Source organism: Streptomyces sp. NPDC007991 (genome assembly GCF_042958445.1).
GTDB lineage: Bacteria > Actinomycetota > Actinomycetes > Streptomycetales > Streptomycetaceae > Streptomyces.
The window spans coordinates 177,778-195,504 of record NZ_JBIBJD010000007.1 but is presented as its reverse complement, the minus strand read 5'-3'; the positions used below and the strand labels follow the sequence as shown (position 1 = coordinate 195,504).

The window sequence follows — 17,727 nt, the reverse complement described above, 5'->3', positions numbered from 1 at the left end:
ACGGGGGCTGGTCTCATACGGCTACAGCTTCTCCACCGGCGCGTACCGCAGCAGCAGGCGCTTGGGCTTGGTGTCCCCGAAGTCGATGGTCGCCTCGGCGTTCCCGCCCGTGCCCTTCACCGCCACGACGGTGCCGAGTCCGAACTGGTCGTGCGTGACCCGGTCCCCGACCGCCAGGGACACGACCGGCTTCTCGGAGGTCCGGCGCGTGGCGAAACCGGACGCGCCCGACGCCGACGAGCGGGAGCGGGACGACGACAGCGAGGCCGCCACTCCGGAGACCGGGCCGGAGGACGCGGGCGCGGTGGCTCCCGTCCGCTTCCACTCCACGTAGGCCGGCGGGATCTCCTCCAGGAAGCGGGAGGGCGGGTTGTACGACGGCTGGCCCCAGGCGCTGCGCAGGGTGGACCGCGTCAGATACAGCCGCTCCCGCGCGCGTGTGATCCCGACGTACGCCAGGCGCCGCTCCTCCTCCAGCTCCTTGGTCTGGCCGAGGGCGCGCATGTGCGGGAAGACGCCGTCCTCCATGCCGGTCAGGAAGACGACCGGGAACTCCAGGCCCTTGGCGGTGTGCAGGGTCATCAACGTGATGACGCCGTCGCCGTCCTCCTCGTCGGGGATCTGGTCGGAGTCGGCGACCAGCGCGACCTGTTCGAGGAAGTCGGCCAGCGTACCCCCCGGGGCGGCAGCCCCTGGCGTCTCCGCCTCCTCGCCGCGCTCCTGCTCGAACTCCATGGCGACGGCGGCGAGTTCCTGGAGGTTCTCGATCCGCGTCTCGTCCTGCGGGTCGGTGGAGGCCTGCAACTCGGCGAGGTACCCGGTGCGCTCCAGGACGGCTTCCAGCACGGTGGCCGGTCCGGCGCCGGACTCGACGATCGTACGGAGGTCCTCCATCAGCGTGTTGAACCGCTTGACGGCGTTGGTGGAGCGCGCGGCCATGCCGTACGCCTCGTCCACGCGCTTCAGCGCCTGCGGGAAGCTGATCTTCTCCCGCTGGGCGAGGGCGTCGATCATCGCCTCGGCGCGGTCTCCGATGCCCCGCTTGGGGACGTTGAGGATCCGGCGCAGCGGCACCGAGTCCTCCGGGTTGGCCAGCACGCGCAGGTAGGCGAGGACGTCCCGGACCTCCTTGCGCTCGTAGAAGCGGACGCCGCCGACGACCTTGTAGGGCAGGCCGACGCGGATGAAGACCTCTTCGAAGACACGGGACTGGGCGTTGGTCCGGTAGAAGACGGCGACGTCGCCGGCCTTCGCCTCGCCGGCGTCCGTGAGGCGGTCTATCTCGTCGGCGACGAACTGCGCCTCGTCGTGCTCGGTGTCGGCGACATAGCCGGTGATCGTGGCTCCCGCGCCCGCGTTGGTCCACAGGTTCTTGGGGCGGCGGGACTCGTTGCGCTCGATGACCGCGTTGGCCGCGCTGAGGATCGTCTGGGTGGAGCGGTAGTTCTGCTCCAGCAGGATCGTCGTCGCGTCCGGGTAGTCCTCCTCGAACTGGAGGATGTTGCGGATCGTCGCGCCACGGAAGGCGTAGATCGACTGGTCGGCGTCACCCACGACGCACAGCTCGGCGGGCGGGACGTCCTCCGGGCCCGGCGGTACGTCGACGGGGTGTTCGCGGGTGCCGACGAGTTCCCGGACGAGGGCGTACTGGGCGTGGTTGGTGTCCTGGTACTCGTCCACCAGCACGTGGCGGAAGCGGCGGCGGTAGTGCTCGGCGACGTCCGGGAAGGCGCGCAGCAGGTTGACCGTCGTCATGATCAGGTCGTCGAAGTCGAGGGCGTTCGCCTCGCGCAGCCGCGACTGGTACATCGCGTAGGCCTGGGCGAGGGTCTTCTCGAAGCCGTCCGTGGCCTGGGCGGCGAAGTCCTCCTCGTCGATCAGCTCGTTCTTCAGGTTGCTGATCTTGGCGCTGAAGGACTTGGGCGGGAAGCGCTTGGGGTCGAGGTCCAGGTCGCGGCAGACCAGCGCCATCAGACGCTTGGAGTCGGCGGCGTCGTAGATCGAGAACGAGGAGGTGAAGCCGAGCTTCTTGCTCTCGCGCCGCAGGATGCGCACGCAGGCGCTGTGGAAGGTCATCACCCACATCGCGTTCGCCCGCGGGCCGACGAGCTGCTCGACGCGCTCCTTCATCTCGCCGGCGGCCTTGTTGGTGAAGGTGATCGCGAGGATCTGGCCCGGGTGCACGCCCCGCTCGGCGAGCAGGTGGGCGATGCGGTGCGTGAGCACGCGGGTCTTGCCGGAGCCGGCGCCGGCCACGATGAGCAGCGGGGAGCCGGAGTGGACGACGGCGGCGCGCTGGTTGTCGTTCAGCCCCTCCAGGAGGGCGGCGGTGTCCACCGGCGGGCGCGGGGCGCCGTCGCGGTAGTAGGTGTCCCGGTCCGGGGGCGCGTCGAACTTCCCGCCGAACAGATCGTCCGGAACCGGCTCCGGTACATGATCGTCCTCGGGTGGCGGCGGGGGCTCGTCCGCGGGGCCCCGCTGGGCCTGGAGGTCCGCCAGGAAGCTGTCGTCAAAGAGGCTGCTCATCGCTCTCCGAGTCTAGGGCGCCCCACTGACAGCCCGCTGCCGCCCTGAGAACATCGCCGAAAGCACCCCCTCGTCACCCTTCATCCCCGCATGGTCACGGAGCGCTACGGCCGTCACAATTATGACGAACCCGTGACCAACCCCCCTGCACCGATGACTCTCGGCGACGCTCTCAGGTAAGGTCACGAAAATGTATCGGGCATATCGCCCATCAACCTTCACAAGGGCCACACGAGTTGGCTACCGTGCGGGCAGGCCGCACGACCCCCACCGGCGAACGTCGCCGGGCCGCGCGGCCTCCGCCGAGTCCGGTGTGCCGCAGCGGCAGCCGGAGCCGGGGACCCAACCGAGAACTCTGGGGTGAATCGGCCGGACTCCCTTCGCGGAGGCGGCCGTAGGGCAACCCTTCCGATGTACCCGCCCGAACCCGACAGCTAACCCGGTAGGCGGAGCATGGAAGGAGTCGCCTCCCTTGGCGTCGCACCGCAAGTCGCGTCCCGCTGGTACGCGCGTCGCAGGCATACGGACCCCCGCCCTGGCAACGGCGGCCCTGACATCCGTCGCCCTGCTGTCCCAGTCGGCCAACGCCGCCCCCGAGGCCGACGACAAGCCGAGTCTCGAGGAAGTCGAGAAGAAGGTCGACGACCTGTACCGCCAGGCCGAGTCGGCAACCGACAAGTACAACTCGGCCAAGGAGAAGACCACCAAGCAGCGCAAGCGCGTCGACACCCTCCTCGACGACGTCGCCCAGCGCACCCAGAAGCTCAACGAGGCACGGGAGGAACTCGGTTCCTTCGCCGCCGCCCAGTACCGCACCGGCGCCTCCGCCCCGGACACGGCGACGTTCCTGCTCGCGGACACCCCGCAGGACTACTTCGACCAGACCCAGCTGATGGACCGGATGACCGGCCGTCAGAAGGTCGCGGTCGACGACTACGTCACCCAGCAGTCCGAGACGATGAAGAAGCGTCAGGAGGCCACCGAGAGCCTCGAGACGCTCACCGACACGCAGGGCGACCTGAAGACGGCCAAGGCCACCGTCCAGCGCAAACTCGCCGACGCGCGCGAACTGCTGTCGAAGCTGACCGCCGAGGAGAAGGCGCGGCTCGCGGCGATCGAGCGGGAGAAGCAGCAGGAGGCCGCCCGCAAGGCCGCCGAGCTGGCCCGGCAGCAGGCCGCGCAGCAGAAGGCGCAGGAGCAGGCCGCCCAGCAACAGGACAGCGGCTCCTCCTCGGCGGGCTCCGGCACGTCCTCCTCGACGGCCCCGGCCGACTCCTCGTACGCCACCAAGGCCGAGAAGGCGCTCGCCTTCGCCCGCGCGCAGATCGGTAAGCCGTACGTCTGGGGCGCCGTCGGCCCCGGCTCCTACGACTGCTCCGGCCTCACCCAGGCCGCCTGGAAGGCCGCGGGCGTCACCCTGCCGCGCACGACCTACGACCAGGTCAACGCCGGCACCACGGTCTCGCTGGCCGACGCCCAGCCCGGTGACCTGGTCTTCTTCTACGACGACATCAGCCACGTCGGCATCTACATCGGCAACGGCATGATGATCCACGCCCCGAAGCCCGGCGCCTATGTGCGCGAGGAGTCGATCTACTACGACGGCCAGTCGGCGATCCACAGCGTGGTGCGGCCGGCCTGAGGTCCCGCAGGCCGTTGAAGGCACGCGCGCGTGCGGGTGCTCTCGCGTTTTTGAGGCGCCCGCGCGCGTGCCCCGCTCACAACGCGCGCGGCGCCTCCTAGCATCGGGCCATGCCCGGCCCCTCCCCCTCCACCGCCTGGTGGGCGCAGCGCGCACCGTCCGCCAGCGCAGCCGTGCTGACGACCGGCACCCTGTCCGTCGGTCTGGATCTGGCGGGGTACGGCGTCCTCTCCCGTATCGCCCTCGGTGTGACCTGCGCGGCCTGGCTGATGCTCGCCGTGGACTTCACCCTGCGGCTGCCGCTGGCCGGCACGACGTTGCGGTCGTACGCGGGGGTGCCGGGCCTGGTGGACACCGTGGCGACGGCCACCCTCACCACCGTGGCGGCGACGGCGGTACTCGGCACCGGCTTCTCGGCGGTCGGCGCGCAGGGTCTGGCCGCGGCCCTGCTGGTGCTGGCCCTGCTGCCCTGGCCCGTCGCGCTGGCCCGACCTGTGCAGGACGGGGGGCGGCGCAGGCCCGGGACGGTGTTCGCGCGCTGCCTGGCCACGCAGGGGCTCGCCGTGCTCGGCGCCACGCTCGCCGCCGCCGAGTCGGTGGCCTGGCTCGCCCACGCGGCGCTCGTGCTGTTCTGGCTGGGGCTCGTGCTGTACCTCCTCGCCCTGGCCCGCTTCGATGTGCGGCAGGTGGCCGAGGGGCGCGGCGACCACTGGCTCGTGGGCGGGGCGCTCGCCCTGTCGGCGCTGGCCGGGGCGCGGCTGATCAGCTCCGACAGCGCGCGCCTGTACCTGTGGAACGTCGACGACCGCGGCATCCTGCGCCATGTGACCGTCGCGCTGCTCGTGCTCACCCTGGCCTGCTGCGCCGTCCTGCTCGCCGCCGAGTTCCTGCGGCCCCGGCCCCGCACCGACATCCGCCGCTGGGCGACCGTGTTCACCTGGGCCAAGACGGCCACGGCGAGCCTGGCCGTCGCCGCCGCCCTCGACGTCTCCTGGCTCGACGGCCTGGGGGAGGTACTGCTGTGGGTCTCGGTCGCCGGATGGCTCGGGATCGCCGCCTGGGCGGTCGCGTCGGCCCGGGCCTACGTCGTGCCGGGCCGGGTCAGGTCCAGAGCACGGCGATGAAGACGTTCGCCGTGGTCAGCGCACCGACCAGGCCGAACAGGCCCTTGTCCACCTTCTCGTCGTCCCGCTTCACGTAGACCAGGCCGAGGATCACGATCAGCAGGGCCAGCTTGACGCCGATCTTGATGTTGTTCACGGACTGGTCGTCGGCCTGGTTGAGGCCGACCAGGATCACACCGGTGACCAGCATGGTCAGCGCGCCGTGCAGCATCGCGGGGGTGTAGCGGGCGGTGCCCTCGCCCATCGCCTTCATCTGGGTGAGGAAACCGCCCAGGAGCGAGGCGATGCCGATGATGTGGAGGCCGACGAAGAGGTGGATGAGTACGTCCATGAGGCCGGAGCCTAATCAGGGGCTCCACAGCCGCCCGACACCGGCCCTTCGGATGCATATATGCGCCCTATAGCACCCGTCCGCGCCTCACACCCATGATTCGGCGTATTGATCATCACGCTGAGTTAAGTTGACGGCGGCGAGACAAGATCACGGTCGCATACGGTCACCACCGGTCCTCTCGGGACACTTCCGCGCACCCGCCACCGGGCCGCCGCGGCGCGGTTTAGCGTCCTGCCCCAGGTGCCCGGCTCCCCACCGCCGCCCGGGCCAGGGGCGGCAGTCGGACACCACCGCCGAGAAATCCGGTGCCGGTCCGCTTCCCCTGTGCGGGCCGCCGCCGGACGCGCAGGCCGCCCGTCCGCTCCCCCTGGCGGCCGTACGCACCCGTCGGCGGTCGCAGGAAAGGACGTGGCCCCAGGTGGCAGCGCACCGCAAGCCCCGCCGGCGCTCCGCGAGCGGCAACACGGCCCGTACGGCCGCCACGATCGCCCTCGCGGGCGCGGCGACCGCGACGGGCTTCGACGGCACCGGACATGCCGAACCCGAGCTCACCCCGAGCCAGGTCAAGGCCAAGGTGGACGAGCTGTACCAGGAAGCGGAGGTCGCCGCCGAGAAGTACAACGGCGCGAAGGAGAAGGCCCAGGCGGCAGGAGAGCGGCTGAAGGACCTCCAGGACCAGGCGGCACGCAAGGAGGAGCGCCTCAACTCCGCACGCGAGGCGCTGGGTTCGGTCGCCGCCGCCCAGTACCGCGGGGGCGGTCTCGACCCCGCGCTCCAGCTCGTCCTGTCCGACGACCCCGACCGGTACCTCGACAACGCCGAGTTCGCCGAACGGGCCGGAAACCGGCAGCAGGCCGACGTCGCGCGCGTCCGGCGGCAGCTCCGGGAGATCGAGCAGTTGCGCGGGGCCGCCCGCATCGAACTGACCTCCCTGAAATCCCGGCAGACGGAACTGAGACGGCACAAGAAGACGATCAGCGGCAAGCTGGGCTCCGCACGTCAGCTGCTGTCCCGGCTCACCGTGCAGGAACGTGCCCGCATCGGCGACACGAGGGGTACGGCCCGTGCCTCACGCTCCTCGACGGCTGCGCGTGACCACCTGACCGGCCCCGGGGCCGGCAGCGCGCAGGCGCCCAACTCCCGTGCGGCCGCCGCCGTGTCCTACGCCTACCAGAAGCTCGGAAGCCCCTACGTCTGGGGCGCGACCGGACCGAACGCCTTCGACTGCTCGGGCCTCGTCCAGGCCGCGTACCGCTCCGCGGGCATCTCCCTGCCCCGCACGACGTACTCCCAGATCGACGCGGGCCGCCGTGTCTCCCGCTCCGAACTGCTCCCCGGGGACCTGGTCTTCTTCTACGCCGGCATCAGTCACGTCGGCATCTATGTGGGCAACGGCCGGATGATCCACGCCCCGAACCCCTCCGCGCCGGTCCGGGTCGCGCCGCTCGACGAAATGCCGTTCACGGGCGCCACCCGAGTGGTGTGACCAGGGCGGCGCCCGGGGTCACACCAGCCGGCGGGCCGTCGCCCAGCGCGTCAGCTCGTGCCGGTTGGAGAGCTGGAGCTTGCGCAGGACCGCCGAGACATGCGACTCGACCGTCTTCACGGAGATGAACAGCTGCTTGGCGATCTCCTTGTACGCGTACCCCCGGGCGATGAGCCGCAGCACCTCGCGCTCGCGCTGGGTGAGGCGGTCCAGGTCCTCGTCGACGGGCGGCGCGTCCGTGGAGGCGAAGGCGTCGAGGACGAACCCGGCCAGCCGCGGCGAGAAGACCGCGTCGCCCTCCTGGACACGGAAGATGGAGTCCACCAGGTCCGTGCCGGTGATCGTCTTGGTGACGTACCCGCGGGCTCCGCCGCGGATCACGCCGATCACGTCCTCGGCGGCGTCCGACACGGACAGCGCGAGGAAACGGACGGGCTGCTCGGCGTCGGCCATCAACGGAGCGCAGCGGCGCAGCACTTCGACACCGCCGCCACCGGGCAGATGCACGTCGAGGAGGACCACCTCGGGCCGGGTCGCGGTGATGACCGTGACCGCCTGGTCGACGTCCGCGGCCTCGCCGACGACCTCGACACCGGTCTGCTCGGTCTGGCCGATCTCGGCCTGGACCCCCGTCCGGAACATGCGGTGGTCGTCGACGAGGACCACGCGCACGCGACGCCCTCCGGTGCCGCCGTCCGACTCCGCGGGCCCGGCCGCCTCCGCCGATCCCGCCGTTCCGTTCGCCTCGGTCGGGTCGCTCATGACGTCTTCTCCGCCCTCTCCATCTCCAGCTCGACCTCCGTGCCGCCGTCCGGCACCGCGCGCAGCCGCGCCGTACCGCCGTTGCGCTCCATGCGGCCGATGATCGATTCCCTGACACCCATCCGGTCGGCGGGTATCGAGTCGAGGTCGAAGCCGGGGCCGCGGTCCCGGACGGACACGAAGACCGTCCTCCCCTCGACCTCGGCGAAGACCTGGACGGCTCCGCCCTCGCCACCGTACTTGGCGGCGTTCACCATTGCTTCGCGCGCGGCCTGCATCTGCGCGCTGATGCTCTCGTCGAGCGGGCAGTCGCCCACGACCACGACCTCGATGGGCACGCCGTGCTGGTCCTCCACCTCGGCCGCGTTGCGCCGCACGGCGTCGGCGAGGGTGGTGGGTTCGTCGGCCTCGTCCTTGCCGGTGCCCTCCGGCCTGTACAGCCATGTGCGCAGGTCGCGCTCCTGGGCGCGGGCGAGGCGGCGCACCTCGCCGGCGTTCTCCGCGTTGCGCTGGATCAGGGTGAGGGTGTGCAGCACCGAGTCGTGCACATGGGCGGCGACCTCCGCGCGCTCCTGGGCGCGGATACGCATCAGGCGCTCCTCGGAGAGGTCCTGCGTCATGCGCACCAGATACGGCCCGGCCAGCAGCGTTATCCCGACGAGGACCGCGAGGGCAGCCTGGAGGACGGAGCCGAGGTGGGCGGCCGAGCCCTGCATGACGAAGATGCCGGAAACGCCGGCCGTCACCAGCAGCACACCGCCCACCGAGCGCAGCAGCGTGAGAGTGCGCCGGCGGCGGCCGACCTCGACCCAGCGGGCCCGACGGGCGTTGTCGGCCTGCCGCCAGACCAGGGCGACGCCCGCGCCGACGAGCACCGTCGGCCAGAGATACGCCCTGGCCCCGCCGCTGAGGTTCACATTGCCCACGAACACCATGGCCACGACGACCATGAGGAGCAGGGCGACCATCTGGCCCTTGTCGGGCCTGCGGGCGACGAGTCTGCGGCGGCCGTCGGGCGAGGTCTCCGAGGCGACCGGCGTCGGCGGCTTCTGCGCCTCGACGCCGCCGACGCCGAGCGGGACGAAGAACCAGAACGCGGCGTACAGCAGCGCACCGAGGCCGTCGGCCATGAACAGGCCGATGAAGACGAGCCGAACCCAGATAACGGGCAGCCCGAGGTGCCCGGCGAGCCCTCGCGCCACACCACCGAGCCAGCGTCCGTCACTGCTGCGGTAGAGCTTGCGCGGCGGCCGCGGTTCTGCGAGTGGCGCTGCTGCGGCTTCCGACATGCCATTGATGGTCACACGGCCGGAAGTCCGGAGCATCAGGGTCGGTCCCTAAGACTCCCCTGATCTCCGGACCCGGGCCTTCGAACGCTTCCCGGGCCGTCCCTCGGGGCCGATATCAGGGTCGGGCCAGGGTCATTCCGGCTGCCGCAGCGCCGTCGCGCCCGTCACCATGGACCCATGACCGATCACGAGCACGCCGCGACGGGTCCGGGACCCGGCTCCGGCCCGCGCCCCGCACCGGGCGCCGGGCCGCAGGATGCCGCGCCCGCCGCGGGCGCCGGCTCTCCCGCGCCCGCGGGCCCGCAGGGGCCCGCGGGCGCGGGAGATCAGAAGGGAGCCCCGCCCGACGCCGCCGGCTCCACGGGGGAAGCCGCCCCGCCCGGCCCCCCGCACCGGTTCCGGCGCGACCGCCGCCACAAGGCCCTGGCCGGGGTCTGCGCCGGGCTCGGGCGGCAGTGCGACATGGACCCGGTGATCTTCCGGATCACCCTCGCGGTGCTCTCCGCCACCGGCGGCATCGGCCTCCTCTTCTACGGCTTCGCCTGGCTCGCCGTCCCGTACGACGACGAGGACGAGAACGAGGTGCGCAAGCTGCTGACCGGCCGCGTCGACGGCCAGGCCCTGACAGCGGTGCTGTTCGCGCTGGTCGGCTGCGGTGTGTTCCTGACGATGCTGAACAACGGCGGGGTGCTGACCTTCGCCGTCGTCCTCTCCCTCCTCCTCGCGGGCGCCGGATACTGGTCGCGCCAGCGCGGCACTCCCAGCCCCGACCCGCTGGCCGCCCAGGCCGTCGCCGACGCCCCGCCCGAACCCCAGGCGCCGCCGGTGTACATCACCTACCCGTCCTGGTGGCGCGACCCCATCGTCAAGGACGGCACCCACATCGGCGGCACGGGCTATCTCTGGGGCCCGCGCGACACCCGCGACCGGGACGTCGATGCGGCCATCAACATCAGCCTCGGTCCCCTGGCCGGCGCCCGGGAGGACATACCAGTCCCGCGTACCCGGCCGCCCGAGCCGCGCGGCCCCCGCTGGATCGGCGGCTGGGTCTTCCTGCTGGCCCTGCTCGCGGGCGCCCTGGGCACGAGCCTGACCTGGGACCAGCACCCGCTCGGCACGAGTGTGCAGACGGGCCTGTCCTGCGCGCTCGCCGTTCTGGGCCTGGGCATAGCGGTCAGCGCCTTCCTGGGGCGGACCGGCGCCGGCTCGGTCCTCCTGGCGGTCATCACGGCCGGTTTGCTCGCCGGCTCGGCGGCCCTGCCCAAGGACATCGGCACGCAGTGGACCCGCACGACCTGGCAGCCCGCGGCAGTGGCGGACGTAGACCGGCAGTACCACCTGGGCACAGGCGTCGGCACCCTGGACCTGTCGAGGGTGGACCTGGACCGGAACCAGACGGTCACGACCCGCGCCGACGTCGGCGTGGGCCGGTTGAAGGTGGTGGTGCCCGAGGACGTGACCGTGCGGCTGAGCGTCGATGTGGGGATCGGAGACCTTCAACTGCCGGGCGACGACTCGAAGGACGTGGATGTGAAACCGGGCCGGCACAAGGAGATGACCCTCTCCCCCGCCCAGGGCGTCAAGAAGTCGGGCACCGTCGACCTGGATCTCCAGGTCGGCATGGGACAGGCGGAGGTGGCCCGTGCTGCGTCATGAGCTCCAGCCCGGAAAGCTGGTCGCCGGCGCCGTCCTCACCCTGGCGGGCGTCCTCTACGCCGGTGACGCGGGCGGTGCCTGGGAGACGCCGTGGTTCGTGGCGATACCCGTCGTCATGGGCGGGCTGTGCCTGGCCGGCGCGGTGGGGTTCGTGACGGGCCGGATACGCCGACGCCGGGCGTCGGGCCGTACGACCGACGAGCCCGGCCCGGACATGGCCGCCTGACGACAGGCCACGCCCGCCGCGCGGTCCCTGGCGCTACCGGTATCCCCCTGTCCTCTGCCGTCGCCGCGACCGCAAGGCGGCGTCCACGGAGAGCAGGGGAGCGCCCGCGAGCACGAGAGGGATCCAGGCCATCAGGTAGGCGAGGTCGTTGCCGTAGTAGTACGGGTCGGAGGTCCAGCTCACGGTCAGCCACAGGCTGAGGGAGATCAGCATGCCGCCGAGTGCGGCCAGCCGGGCGAGCAGGCCGAGCAGGGTGCCGATGCCGACGGCCAGTTCTCCGAGGGCGATGGCGTAGCCGAAGCCGACGGGGCTCTTCAGAGAGAGGTCCACCAGGGCGGGGATGGCGGAGGAGTCGCGAACGGCGCGCATCATGTCGCCGATCGAGCCGGAACCGGAGTCCTTCATGAAGGCGCTGTCGGTGAGTTTGTCCAGGCCGGCGTAGATGAAGGTGATGCCGAGGAAGATCCGTAGGGGAAGGAGGGCGTAGCGGACGGCGGTGTCCCGCCAGTCTCCTCCGCTGCCCAAGTGGGGGGTGTGCGTGTCCGTTCTCATGCTGTGAGTCATCGCTGCTAGCCGCCTCTCGCCCGCCGGTCCCGAGACCCCTCACCGACCATACGTACAACAAACCGGCCCCGCTCAATCCTGTGCGACGGCTTTTGTTACTGGCACCAGGCAACCAGCGCCTCCAGGTGCTCGGCGTTGCGGCCCGGGCCGGGTGGGTCCGCAGCCCGGCGGCGCGGGGTACCGCTGCGCCCACCCGTGCCGCCCTGGGGGCACCTCCCAGGCCTTTGAGGCACTGGGGGGAGGCACGACTGGCGCACGCGCAACCGTCATTCCGTCACGTCGACCGCATACCGGTTCGTCTCCACCCCCGCCGCCGTGACCACCTGGACCTCCACCCGCCCCGGCTCCACATCCGCCGGTACCGGCACGGTCAGCAGCGTGTCCGTCGGGTTGTCGAAACCCCCGGGCACCGGCACCAACGGGACGTGGACATGCACGGCACCGACGCGCACGACCATCCGGGCCAGCCGGTCCGCCCCCTGCGCACCCGGCGGCACGAAGCCGGCGCCCCGGATCTCGATGTCGTCGCCCGTGCGGATCGGCCCGTCCAGGTCACCCGCCTCCCGCGACCGCACGACAGAGAGGATGACCGGGCGGCCCCCCTCGGCGTACTTGCCGGCCAGGTACGTCGCCGCCGACACCAGGACGACCAGCGCCAGCCCCCACGGCAGATCCGGCAACTGGTCCGGCCGCCGGGCCAGCCGTACCGCCGCGAAGACCAGGGCGACGGCGCTGATCACGACGTACTGGATGTCGGCGAAGGCGCCCCGGCCCGCGTCGTCGGTCAGCAGGTCGGCGGCTCGCGGCCGGTCGGCGGGTACCTTCTGGAGCCGCTGCCCCAGCACCCTCAGCCCGACCACCCGCCGCACGAGCACGGCGATCCCGCACACCACGGCGAGCACGGTCACGACCCCCGCCCCTCGGGCGAGTTCCAGCCCGGAGAGCAGCGCGTCCCGGTCCGCGTGCCGGGAGGCGCCCGCCAGCCGCCCGGCCAGCACGAGCACCGAGTAGGCCACGAAGAGCACCCACGCCCCGGCGACCGTACGGGAGGTGGAGAGCCGGTTGTCCTCACCGATGACCGGCGCAAGCGCACCGCCCTTCGCCCGGTGGAACCACGACGCCGCGGTCAGCGCCCCGGCGACCACCAGCGCGGCGGCCAGCCCGGCCGTACGGGCCGCCGTCCAGCCCGAGCCGACCGCGGTGAGGGACTGCCCGAGCAGCAACAGCACGACCGCCGCCCACACGGCACCCGCCGTGCGGCGCCAGAGCCCGGCCAGCCAGGCCTGGCCCTCGGCCCGGCCGCGCTCGGCGACGAGTTCCGCGGACTGCGCCAGTTCCTCCGAGACCCACTGCCGGGAAGCCGAGGCGGAGTGGGCCACCGCGGCCGGCAGCCCCTGCCCGGCCGCGAACTCGTCGCGCCTGCGCAGAAACGCGGCGACGGCCCTGCGGTGCCCCTCACGGGCCCCGTGCGGACAGTCCCCACAGGCGCACCCCCCTTCGTGCACACCACCCTCGGGCACACCGCCGTACCCACCACCATGCGCACCTCCCGGCACGCCACCGTGGCCGCCCGCATGCCCAGCGGCATACGCACCGGCATACGCACCCCCGGCCCCACCGGCATACCGGCCCGCATACGCACCCGCGTCCGCACCGCCCTGTCCCGCCTCGCGCACCGTCACGCCCGACGCCCGCCTTCCCGCGACCCAACCACCGTCGGTCTTCCGGACCCCGGAAACACCGCTGCACAACTCCCGTGCGACGACAGCGGATTATCCCTTCACCACCCGGTCCGCGTCCGCCCGGCCTGGTCACCACGGGTGAAGTTCGGCGCGCCGTGTTGACCCGGCTGCGAGAATTCCCTTATGGCCGAGATCATCCAGCGTGACGGGACCTGGGCCTTCGACGGCAGTACGGTCCGGATCACGCCCGGTCTGCACCGCTCGGTGCCGCTGTTCCGGCAGACGTACGGAGAGATCGCCGTGCCGCTCGAGGCGGTCTCGGGTGTCGTCCTCGAACCGGATCGCAGACGCGGACGGCTCCGGTTGCGGCTGCGGGAGGGCGCCGACCCGCTGCTCCAGGCGACCGGCGGGCGGCTGCCGGACGCGGCCGATCCGTACCGGCTGGCGGTGGACGTCGACCGGACGGGGATCGCCGAGTACGTCGCCGAGGAGATCCGCCGCGCGCTGCTTCTCGACCAGGTCCCGAAGGAACCGGCGAAGGCCTATCTGCTGCCCGGCCCGCCGGTTCCGGTGTCGGTGCGCTCCTCCGACGGGACGGTCTCCTTCGACGGGACCCGGGTACGGATCGACTGGGCCGACACCTCCGAGCGGGTCAAACGCGCCACCGGCCCGCGCATCATCGACCTGCGCGACCTGGTGCGGGTCGAGTGGCTGCCGAACTTGGGCCACGAGGACGGCTCTGTGCGCTTCGTGACCCGCGAGACGGTGTTCTCGAAACTGCCGCCGGAGAAGGACCCGTACGCCCTGGACCTGTGGGGCAGCGTCCGCCGCGACCTGCTGACCGCGCTCGTCGCGACGGCGGTCACCGCCCGGCTGCCGCACCCGTCCGCCCGCACCGCGGCCGACCACCACGAGGACGGCGCGCCCGGCCCGCGCCCGGCCCCCGCCGTCCCGCCCGCGGCCGACCACCATGACGTCCTGCTGCGCCGCCTGCGCGAGTTGGGAGAGCTGTACCGGGACGGTGTGCTCACCGACGAGGAGTTCGCCAGGACGAAGGCAGTGGTGCTCCGCGGTTTCTGAAGCCGGTCGCTCAGTCCAGCAGATCCGGCTCGCTCCGGCTGACCTCCCGCCACATCGGCTGGTAGTTGATCCACGCCACCAGGTCGCCCCCCAACTGCTCCCGCGTCGCCACCGCCATCCGGTGGTCGATGCGGACCGGCCGCCCGGCGGCCTGGGCCGTCAGCTGCACCTGGCAGCAGCGTTCCATCGACACGAACCACCAGGCGGCGGCGTCCACCGAGTCGCCGACGGTCAGCAGCCCGTGGTTGCGCAGCACGAGCGCCTTGCGGGAGCCGAGCGCGGCCGCGATGCGCCGCCCCTCCACGGCGTCGACGGCGACGCCGGTGTAGGCGTCGTAGAGGGCGTGGTCCTCGTAGAAGGCGCAGCTCTCCTGGGTGATCGGCTCCAGGAGTTCACCGAGGGCGGCGAGTGCCCGGCCGTGCACCGAGTGGCAGTGGGCGACGGCGACCACGTCGGGGCGGGCGGCGTGGACCTGGGCGTGCACGGTGAAGGCGGCCTGGTTGACGTGGTAGCCGCCCTCGACGACCTGGCCGTCCTGGTTGGCGAGCACCAGGTCGCTCACGGTGACGTGCCGGAAGGGCATCCCGAACGGGTTGACCCAGAAGCAGTCGGTGTACTCGGGGTCGCGGGCGGTGATGTGCCCGGACACACCGTCCTCGTAGCCGAGCCGTCCGAAGATCCGCAGGGCGCCCGCGAGCCGTTCCTTGCGGTGCCGGCGTTCGTCCTCCACCGACTCGTGCATGGGCGGCATCGCGAACCGCAGCCGGTCGGTGGGCAGCGGCAGGGGCGGGGTGGGCCCGTGCATAGGTCCTCCAGCGCTGGTGCTACGTACGGGGCGGAAGCTACCGCCGGTCGGGCCGGGAAGAACAGAACCGTTTCGTGAAGATGAGGCGAGCGCCCCGGCGAACGCCTCGTGAGTACCCGTACGTACCCATGCGCACCCGCGAGCACCCCTGAGCACCGGTGCGCACCGGTGACCACCCGTGCGCACCCCCTTCGCCTCCGGTCTCCCCGACCCCACGAATAGCCGACAGAGGATGTCGGATTTCGGCGCCAGACTCTCCGTATGACAGTGAACTGGGCGGCTTTCGCCACCACCGAACCGGACATGGCCGGCACCGTCGAGAAGCGCTTCGGCGCCTACACCCACCACGTCCTCGCCACCCTCCGGAAGGACGGCTCGCCGCGCACCAGCGGCCTGGAGGTGCGGTTCCTGAACGGCGAGCTGTGGCTCGGCATGATGCCGGACTCGCTCAAGGCGCTCGATCTGCGCCGCGACCCGCGCTTCGCGCTCCAGGCGAACCCCGGGGAGGGCACGGGCATGGGCGGCGGTGACGTCCGGATCAGCGGGCGGGCGATCGAGATCGACGACGTGGAGACCAAGGCGCGCTACGTCGAAGAGGTGGAACCGCCGGAGCCGTTCCACCTCTTCCGTACCGAGCTCACGGAGGTCGTACGGACCTGCGTCGAGGACGACAAGTACCTCGTCGTCCAGATCTGGACGCCCGGCGAGCCCCTGCGCACGATCAAGCGCACGTAGGGGTCACCAGGGTCACTCCCACTCGATCGTCCCCGGCGGCTTCGAGGTGACGTCGAGGACGACGCGGTTGATGTCGCGCACCTCGTTGGTGATCCGGGTCGAGATCCTCGCGAGGACGTCGTACGGCAGCCGCGACCAGTCGGCGGTCATCGCGTCCTCGGAGGAGACGGGCCGCAGGACGATCGGGTGGCCGTACGTACGGCCGTCGCCCTGGACGCCGACGCTGCGGACGTCCGCCAGGAGGACCACCGGGCACTGCCAGATGTCCCGGTCGAGGCCGGCCGCCGTCAGCTCCTCGCGGGCGATGGCGTCGGCCTCGCGCAGCAGGTCCAGGCGCTCCTTGGTGACCTCGCCGACGATCCGGATACCGAGGCCGGGGCCGGGGAAGGGCTGGCGCTGGACGATCTCGTCCGGCAGGCCGAGCTCCTGGCCGACCATGCGGACCTCGTCCTTGAAGAGCTTGCGCAGCGGCTCGATCAGCTGGAACTCGAGGTCCTCGGGGAGGCCGCCGACGTTGTGGTGGGACTTGATGTTGGCGGTGCCGGTGCCGCCGCCGGACTCGACCACGTCGGGGTAGAGGGTGCCCTGGACGAGGAACTCCACCGCCGGGCCCTCGTCCGCGATGATCTCGGCCTGGGCCTGCTCGAAGACCCGGATGAACTCCCGGCCGATGATCTTCCGCTTCTCCTCGGGGTCGGAGACCCCGGAGAGCGCCTTGAGGAACCGCTCCTCGGCGTCCACGACCTTCAGTTGCACGCCGGTCGCGGCCACGAAGTCCTTCTCGACCTGCTCGGTCTCGCCCTTGCGCATCAGGCCGTGATCGACGTACACGCAGGTCAGCTGGGAGCCGATGGCCTTCTGGACGAGGGCCGCGGCGACCGCGGAGTCCACGCCGCCGGAAAGCCCGCAGATGGCGCGCTTGTCGCCGACCTGCTCACGGATGGCGGCGACCTGCTCCTCGATCACGCTGCCCGTGGTCCAGGACGGGGTCAGGCCCGCGCCCCGGTACAGGAAGTGCTCCAGCACCTGCTGCCCGTGCGTGGAGTGCATCACCTCGGGGTGGTACTGGACGCCGTACAGCTTCTTCTCGTCGTTCTCGAACGCGGCGACCGGCACGACGTCCGTGGAGGCCGTCACGGAGAAGCCCTCGGGGGCTGCGGAGCAGGCGTCGCCGTGCGACATCCAGACGGCCTGCTCGGCGGGGGTGCCCTCGAAGAGGGTGGAGGACGGCTTGGAGACGTGCAGGTCGGTGCGGCCGTACTCGCGGGCTCCGGTGTTGTCGACGGTGCCGCCGAGGCTCCGTGCCATGAGCTGGAAGCCGTAGCACATGCCGAAGACGGGGACGCCGGCCTCGAAGATCTCGCGGTCCAGGCTGGGCGCGCCCTCCTCGTACACCGACGAGGGGCCGCCGGAGAGGATGATCGCCGCGGGGTTCTTGGCGAGCATCTCGGCGACCGGCATGGTGCTCGGCACGATCTCGCTGTAGACCCGCGCCTCGCGGACACGACGGGCGATGAGCTGGGCGTACTGCGCGCCGAAGTCGACGACCAGGACGGTGTCGGCGGCGCTGGCAGCGGGAGTCGCTGATGACACAGGGTGCCTTCCGGCGGTGGGGCGGGGGTCTTGTGCGACCCGATTCTACCGGGGTGCAGGGGGGCGTCGTCCGGGCGCCGGGGGGTGGGGCCGTCTCAGGATGCGAACCGTGTTGGACGCCTCCGGGGAGCGGGGCATACTTGGCGCATGCTCCAGCACCAGACGTTCCTCTTTACCTATGGCATCCGGCCCGCCGGCTGCCATGGTCGTGCTGCTTGAGCAA

At 71.7% G+C, this 17,727-nt stretch carries 15 protein-coding genes and 1 riboswitch; of the genes, 7 read left to right on the top strand and 8 right to left on the bottom strand.

Annotated features, from left to right (window positions below; all coding sequences use genetic code 11):
* Positions 1–21 precede the first annotated feature (21 nt).
* A complete protein-coding gene (pcrA, locus tag ACFZDA_RS21540) occupies positions 22–2,526 on the bottom strand; it encodes a DNA helicase PcrA (protein ID WP_391083717.1) in 2,505 nt (834 codons plus the stop codon).
* 290 nt (positions 2,527–2,816) lie between these two features.
* A riboswitch (cyclic di-AMP (ydaO/yuaA leader) is annotated at positions 2,817–2,990 on the top strand.
* An 8-nt stretch (positions 2,991–2,998) separates the two neighbouring features.
* On the opposite strand from pcrA, the gene ACFZDA_RS21535 reads away from it, so the two are divergent.
* Positions 2,999–4,168: an NlpC/P60 family protein gene (locus tag ACFZDA_RS21535; protein WP_391083714.1), complete on the top strand. Its 1,170-nt coding sequence runs from the start codon at positions 2,999–3,001 to the stop codon at positions 4,166–4,168.
* A 110-nt stretch (positions 4,169–4,278) separates the two neighbouring features.
* A complete protein-coding gene (locus ACFZDA_RS21530; protein WP_391083711.1) occupies positions 4,279–5,292 on the top strand; it encodes a hypothetical protein in 1,014 nt (337 codons plus the stop codon).
* Here ACFZDA_RS21530 and ACFZDA_RS21525 read toward each other — a convergent pair.
* Positions 5,270–5,623, bottom strand: coding sequence for a hypothetical protein (locus ACFZDA_RS21525; RefSeq protein WP_010036449.1), 354 nt, complete (start codon positions 5,621–5,623; stop codon positions 5,270–5,272). The genes ACFZDA_RS21530 and ACFZDA_RS21525 overlap by 23 nt on opposite strands.
* A 421-nt stretch (positions 5,624–6,044) precedes the next feature.
* Here ACFZDA_RS21525 and ACFZDA_RS21520 point away from each other — a divergent pair, with 421 nt between their 5' ends.
* Entirely contained in the window at positions 6,045–7,112 is a 1,068-nt protein-coding gene (locus ACFZDA_RS21520; RefSeq protein WP_391083707.1) for an NlpC/P60 family protein, read from the top strand.
* A gap of 18 nt (positions 7,113–7,130) precedes the next feature.
* On the opposite strand, the gene ACFZDA_RS21515 is transcribed toward ACFZDA_RS21520, so the two are convergent.
* Positions 7,131–7,874: a LuxR C-terminal-related transcriptional regulator gene (locus ACFZDA_RS21515; RefSeq protein WP_391083704.1), complete on the bottom strand. Its 744-nt coding sequence runs from the start codon at positions 7,872–7,874 to the stop codon at positions 7,131–7,133.
* On the bottom strand, positions 7,871–9,163 hold the full coding sequence (locus tag ACFZDA_RS21510) for a PspC domain-containing protein (protein ID WP_391083701.1): 1,293 nt from the start codon (positions 9,161–9,163) through the stop codon (positions 7,871–7,873). The genes ACFZDA_RS21515 and ACFZDA_RS21510 overlap by 4 nt, the downstream gene beginning before the upstream one ends.
* 177 nt (positions 9,164–9,340) lie before the next feature.
* Here ACFZDA_RS21510 and ACFZDA_RS21505 point away from each other — a divergent pair, with 177 nt between their 5' ends.
* Both ACFZDA_RS21505 and ACFZDA_RS21500 read left to right on the top strand, forming a co-directional pair.
* A complete protein-coding gene (locus tag ACFZDA_RS21505; RefSeq protein ID WP_391083698.1) occupies positions 9,341–10,819 on the top strand; it encodes a PspC domain-containing protein in 1,479 nt (492 codons plus the stop codon).
* On the top strand, positions 10,806–11,045 hold the full coding sequence (locus ACFZDA_RS21500) for a hypothetical protein (protein WP_391083695.1): 240 nt from the start codon (positions 10,806–10,808) through the stop codon (positions 11,043–11,045). The genes ACFZDA_RS21505 and ACFZDA_RS21500 overlap by 14 nt, the downstream gene beginning before the upstream one ends.
* Positions 11,046–11,078: 33 nt before the next feature.
* On the opposite strand, the gene ACFZDA_RS21495 is transcribed toward ACFZDA_RS21500, so the two are convergent.
* On the bottom strand, positions 11,079–11,609 hold the full coding sequence (locus ACFZDA_RS21495; protein WP_391083692.1) for a DoxX family membrane protein: 531 nt from the start codon (positions 11,607–11,609) through the stop codon (positions 11,079–11,081).
* Positions 11,610–11,875: 266 nt separating this feature from the next.
* A complete protein-coding gene (locus ACFZDA_RS21490; protein WP_391083689.1) occupies positions 11,876–13,165 on the bottom strand; it encodes a hypothetical protein in 1,290 nt (429 codons plus the stop codon).
* Positions 13,166–13,474: 309 nt separating this feature from the next.
* Here ACFZDA_RS21490 and ACFZDA_RS21485 point away from each other — a divergent pair, with 309 nt between their 5' ends.
* Entirely contained in the window at positions 13,475–14,371 is an 897-nt protein-coding gene (locus ACFZDA_RS21485; RefSeq protein ID WP_391083686.1) for a DUF4429 domain-containing protein, read from the top strand.
* Between the two features lie 10 nt (positions 14,372–14,381).
* On the opposite strand, the gene ACFZDA_RS21480 is transcribed toward ACFZDA_RS21485, so the two are convergent.
* Complete coding sequence (locus tag ACFZDA_RS21480) at positions 14,382–15,176, bottom strand: class II aldolase/adducin family protein (protein ID WP_391083684.1); 795 nt, start codon at positions 15,174–15,176, stop codon at positions 14,382–14,384.
* Positions 15,177–15,437: 261 nt separating this feature from the next.
* Here ACFZDA_RS21480 and ACFZDA_RS21475 point away from each other — a divergent pair, with 261 nt between their 5' ends.
* The gene (locus ACFZDA_RS21475; RefSeq protein ID WP_391083680.1) at positions 15,438–15,911 is read left to right on the top strand and encodes a pyridoxamine 5'-phosphate oxidase family protein; all 474 of its coding nucleotides are present in this window, start codon (positions 15,438–15,440) and stop codon (positions 15,909–15,911) included.
* A gap of 12 nt (positions 15,912–15,923) precedes the next feature.
* Here ACFZDA_RS21475 and guaA read toward each other — a convergent pair whose 3' ends face one another.
* Positions 15,924–17,504, bottom strand: a complete 1,581-nt coding sequence (gene guaA, locus ACFZDA_RS21470) for a glutamine-hydrolyzing GMP synthase (RefSeq protein ID WP_391083677.1) — start codon at positions 17,502–17,504, stop codon at positions 15,924–15,926.
* Positions 17,505–17,727 lie beyond the last annotated feature (223 nt).